The organism is Kytococcus sp. HMSC28H12 (assembly GCF_001816045.1).
In the GTDB taxonomy this organism is placed as follows: domain Bacteria; phylum Actinomycetota; class Actinomycetes; order Actinomycetales; family Dermatophilaceae; genus Kytococcus; species Kytococcus schroeteri.
In genome coordinates, this window is record NZ_KV824411.1 from 1 (window position 1) to 4,872 (window position 4,872).

Sequence of the window (4,872 nt, forward strand, 5' to 3'; positions counted from 1 at the left end):
CGGGGTCCCGCCGAAGCCGGCCCCCAGGTGGCCACCGGCACCGGCAGCACCCTGCGCGGGCTGGGCCACGCGGCCGGCGTTGCCGTTGGTGGCGTCCTCGCGCGGGGTGGGCTCGCCGCCGTCGAACCCGGCGGCGATGACGGTGACACGCACCTCGTCGCCCAGGGAGTCGTCGATGACGGTTCCGAAGATGACGTTGGCCTCGGGGTGGGCGGCCTCCTGCACCAGGCGGGCGGCCTCGTTGATCTCGAACAGGCCGAGGTCGGAGCCACCCTGCACCGAGAGCAGCACGCCGTGGGCGCCGTCGATGGAGGCCTCGAGCAGCGGGCTGGAGATGGCCAGCTCGGCGGCCTCGACCGCACGGTCCTCGCCGCGGGCCGAGCCGATGCCCATGAGCGCCGAGCCAGCGCCCTGCATCACGGACTTCACGTCGGCGAAGTCGAGGTTGATGAGGCCCGGGGTGGTGATGAGGTCGGTGATGCCCTGCACGCCGGAGAGCAGCACCTGGTCGGCGCTGCGGAAGGCGTCGAGCATGGTGACGCCCTTGTCGCTGATGGACAGCAGGCGGTCGTTGGGGATGACGATGAGGGTGTCGACCTCCTCGCGCAGCGCACCGATGCCGGACTCGGCCTGGTTGGCGCGACGACGACCCTCGAAGGTGAACGGGCGGGTGACCACACCGATGGTCAGGGCACCCAGCGAGCGGGCGATGCGGGCCACGACCGGGGCGCCACCGGTGCCGGTGCCACCACCCTCACCGGCGGTCACGAAGACCATGTCGGCCCCCTTGAGGACCTCCTCGATCTCGTCGGCGTGGTCCTCGGCGGCCTGGCGACCCACCTCCGGGTCGGCGCCGGCACCCAGTCCACGGGTCAGCTCACGGCCCACGTCGAGCTTCACGTCGGCGTCGCTCATGAGCAGCGCCTGCGCGTCGGTGTTGACGGCGATGAACTCGACGCCCTTGAGACCCACCTCGATCATCCGGTTGATGGCGTTGACACCACCGCCGCCGATACCGACGACCTTGATCACGGCGAGGTAGTTCTGCGGGTTTGCCATGGAGGTGTGGCCTTTCCTGAGTCGGGCGCCGCGGCGGCTACCGGGTGGACGGAGATCCGGACCGGCGGAGCGGATCAACCTTCTACTTCACGGTGAGGTACTCCCCACCGCACGGGACGTGGGTCGTCGAACACCGTGCGGAGCACTGTACGCGGTCGACACCCGTCCCCGGGTGATGGCGTCACAGTATGTCGCGACCCGGTCTCGTGCCACTCTCATGGTGCAGTTGAGGGTCACGCCTCCGCTGCACCTCGCACCCGGTCACTCGGTGACCACGACGGAGCCCGCTGCCGTGGCGTCCAGCGTGGCCCCGGGCGCGGGCGGCTGCTCGGCCAGCAGCGCCCGCACGGCCTTCTCCCGGGTGGCCAGGTCGGCGGCGTCGGTGACGTGGCCCCAGCGCACGAGGTAGCTGTCGTGCAGCACCGTGGACAGCCCCTCGGGGGCCACCCGGTACTCCCGCACCTGGTCGCGGGTCTCGCCCGAGAGCAGGTGCAGGGTCGGCAGCGACCGGGCCAGCGCCTCGGCGCGCTCCCCCGCGGGGACCCCGGGGGCCGGCACCACCTCGGGCAGCGCCGCGGCGTCCTCGCCCCCGTCGCCGGACAGGCGCGCGATCTCCCGGCCGTCGGCGTCGAGCACCACCTGGTCACCACCGGAGGAGGTCCGGGCCACGGCCTCCTCGAGGTGCACCGTGATGCGCACGGTGCCGGTGAGGCCGCGCCCCACCTCGGCGGAGTCCACCCCGGGCAGCTCCTCCACCGACCGCTGGGCCCGCTCCCGCGGCAGGTCCACGACGCGGTCCCCCGAGCGCAGGCCCGAGGCGCGCTGGACCTCTTGGGCCGAGGCGACCTCCTCGGCCCACGGGGCCGTGCTCTGCGGCGCGTCCACCTGCACGCGCACCTCGCGCACCACCCACCAGCCCGAGCCGTAGGCCACCCAGGCCCCGAGCGCCAGCAGGACGGCCAACACGAGCGGCACCACCCACCACAGGGGGGACCGCTGGCGGGCACCGGGCTCGGGGCGCACCACCCGACGCTGGCGCGTACCGGGGCGGCTCACCGGCGCTGCTGCAGGGCGGTGAGCACGCCCTCCCCGGCGGTGGTGATGCTGCCGGCCCCCACGAGGAGCACGAGGTCCCCGGGGCGGGCCAGCGCGGCCACGGCCTGGGGCAGCTCCTCGAGCGAGTCGACCGCGCGCCACGAGGTGGTGAGCCGGTCGCCCACGAGCGCGCTCGTCACGCCCTCCAGGGGCTCCTCCCGGGCGCCGAACACCGGCAGCAGGAGCACCTCGTCGGCGGCGTCCAGCCCGGCGGCGAAGCCCGCGGCGAAGTCGCGGGTGCGGGAGTACAGGTGGGGCTGGAAGGCCACGAGCACCCGGTGGCCGGCCTCGTGGGCCAGCGCCGCACCGGTGCGGACCACCGCATCCACCTTGTCCGCGTTGTGGGCGTAGTCGTCCACCACGAGGACGCCACCGGCCTCTCCACGCACCTGGAAGCGTCGCTTGGCCCCGGCGAAGCCCGCCAGACCCGCCAGGGCAGCAGCCTCGACCTCGGGTCCAGCCCCACCCTCAGGGGCCTCGAGCGTGGCGTGCACGGCCACGGCGTAGGCGGCCGTCGCGTTGAGCAGGTTGTGCAACCCGGGAACCTTCACCCTCAGATCAAGGGTTCGACCCGAGATCCCGTCTCGCAGCGTGGACTCCCAGGCCATCCCCCGGTGCGAGGGGTCCACGAGGTGCAGGTCCGGCACGGTGGTGCCGTCCCCCTCGAAGCCGTAGGTGAGCACGCGCAGGCGTCCCCGCTGCCGGTCCGCCGCGGCCCGCGCACCGGGGTCATCGGCGCAGGCCACGAGCACCCCGCCGTCGGGGACGGTGTCGAGGAACTCGTCGTAGGCCCGCTGCACGGTCTCGAAGTCGCCGTAGAGGTCGAGGTGGTCCGGGCGCACGTTGGTGAGCACCGCCACCTCGGGCCGGTAGCCGAGGAAGGAGCCATCGGACTCGTCCCCCTCGATGACGAACTCCGGCGCGGTGCCGACCGCCGCGTTGCGGCCGCTGTCCACGAGGTCGGCGCCCACCGCGTACCCGCAGTCGGTGCCCACCGAACGCAGCGTCCAGGCCACCATCGCCGAGGTGGAGGTCTTGCCGTTGGCCCCGGCCACCACCACCCGGCGCCGCCCCTGCGTGGCGAGGGCCAGCGCCTGCGCCTGGTGGAGCACCGGCAGGCCGCGACGACGTGCCTCGGCGAGCTCCGGCACGTCCTCCTTGGTGGCGCTGGAGACCACGACGGCGCCCACGCCCTCCAGGCGGGCCGGGTCCCAGCCCACCTGCGCGTCGATGCCGTCGGCCCGGAGGGCGGCCATGACCGGCAGGTCGGCCGGGTCCGAGCCGCTCACCTGCACCCCGCGCGCGGCGAGCAGCCGCGCCACGCGCGAGACCCCCGAGCCGGCCACGTTGAGCAGGTGGATGCGGCGCCACCGGTCGAGCGAGGGCAGCTCGGCGCGGAAGTCGAAGCGGGTGGGCACGCCGGCCACGGTGCCTCCCGCCGGGAGACCCGTGTCTCCGGCGGTGTCCTGCAGGCTCATCGCACGGCCTCCTCGACCAGGCGCACCATGTCGTCGGCGGCGGTGGCCGACCCGAGCGAGGCCGCGGCACGTGCCATCGCCTCCAGGCGCGGGGCGTCCAGGGCCAGGCGGGTGAGCTCGCCGGTGACCCACTGCGGCGTCACGGCGTCGTTGTCCACCACCACACCGCCGCCCTCGTTCACCACGTCCGTGGCGTTGCGGCGCTGCTCCCCGTTGCCGATGGGCAGCGGCACGTACACCGCGGGCAGGCCCACGGTGGTCACCTCGGTGACCGTGTTGGCCCCGGCCCGGCAGACCACCAGGTCGGCCGCGGCGTAGGCCAGGTCCATGCGGTCGCAGTACTCGCGCACCACGTAGCGCGGGCCGTCGGCGGCCACGGGGCGGTCGGCCAGCGCGGCCGGCACCTTGCCCGCACCGGTGAGGTGCAGCACCTGCACGCCGGCGGACAGCAGCGCGTCGGCCGAGGAGGCGAAGGACTCGTTGAGCTGCGCCGCTCCCAGCGAGCCGCCGGTCACCAGCACGGTGGGCCGGTGGTCGGCCAGGCCGAACTCCGCCAGCGCCTCGGCCCGGGAGGCCGCGCGGTCCAGGCCCGTGATCTCCGCCCGCAGCGGCATGCCCAGCAGGCGCGAGCCGCGCAGGCGGGTCTGGCTGAAGGTGGTGGCCACGTAGGGCGTCAGGCGCGCCCCCAGCTTGTTGGCCAGTCCGGGCACGGAGTTCTGCTCGTGGATGACGATGGGCACCCGCCGGTTGCGCGCCGCGAGGTAGACCGGCGTGGAGACGTACCCGCCGAAGCCGACCACCACCTGGGCGCCGGCCTCGTCGATGACCCGGCCCGCGGCGTCGACCGCGGCCTTCAGCGCACCGGGCAGACGCAGCATCGCAACCCCGGGGCGACGTGGGAAGGGCACCTTGGGGATGGTGCGCAGCGTGTACCCCCGCTCGGGCACGAGCCGGGCCTCCAGGCCCTCGGCAGTGCCGACGCAGGTGATGCGCACGTCCGGGTGGTGCCGACGCAGCGCGTCGGCGGTGGCGACGAGCGGCGAGACGTGGCCCGCCGACCCGCCACCGGCGAGGACGACCGAGGTCACAGGGGTCATGGGGTGCCTCCTGGAGCAGCTGACGGACCGGGCCACGGGGCCCGGCGGGGTGTACCGGGACGAGTCTTTCAGGGCCGGCGCCGTGGGCCGCGCACCGACCGGGTGCCCGGCGCGGTGCGGCGCCCGGGGCGCGCCGGGGTACC

Annotated in this window: 4 protein-coding genes; all 4 read right to left on the reverse strand. The window is 74.7% G+C overall.

The genetic code is table 11. The features are described 5' to 3' along the window. A partial coding sequence (gene ftsZ, locus HMPREF3099_RS05320) for a cell division protein FtsZ (RefSeq protein WP_237769755.1) occupies positions 1-1,059 on the reverse strand: 1,059 nt, incomplete at its 3' end. 261 nt (positions 1,060-1,320) lie between these two features. Further along, the gene (locus tag HMPREF3099_RS05325) at positions 1,321-2,115 is read right to left on the reverse strand and encodes a cell division protein FtsQ/DivIB (RefSeq protein ID WP_083323518.1); all 795 of its coding nucleotides are present in this window, start codon (positions 2,113-2,115) and stop codon (positions 1,321-1,323) included. Further along, the gene (murC, locus tag HMPREF3099_RS05330) at positions 2,112-3,632 is read right to left on the reverse strand and encodes a UDP-N-acetylmuramate--L-alanine ligase (RefSeq protein WP_083323519.1); all 1,521 of its coding nucleotides are present in this window, start codon (positions 3,630-3,632) and stop codon (positions 2,112-2,114) included. The genes HMPREF3099_RS05325 and murC overlap by 4 nt, the downstream gene beginning before the upstream one ends. Next, positions 3,629-4,729: an undecaprenyldiphospho-muramoylpentapeptide beta-N-acetylglucosaminyltransferase gene (murG, locus tag HMPREF3099_RS05335; RefSeq protein WP_070704956.1), complete on the reverse strand. Its 1,101-nt coding sequence runs from the start codon at positions 4,727-4,729 to the stop codon at positions 3,629-3,631. The genes murC and murG overlap by 4 nt, the downstream gene beginning before the upstream one ends. Between the last annotated feature and the right edge of the window lie 143 nt (positions 4,730-4,872).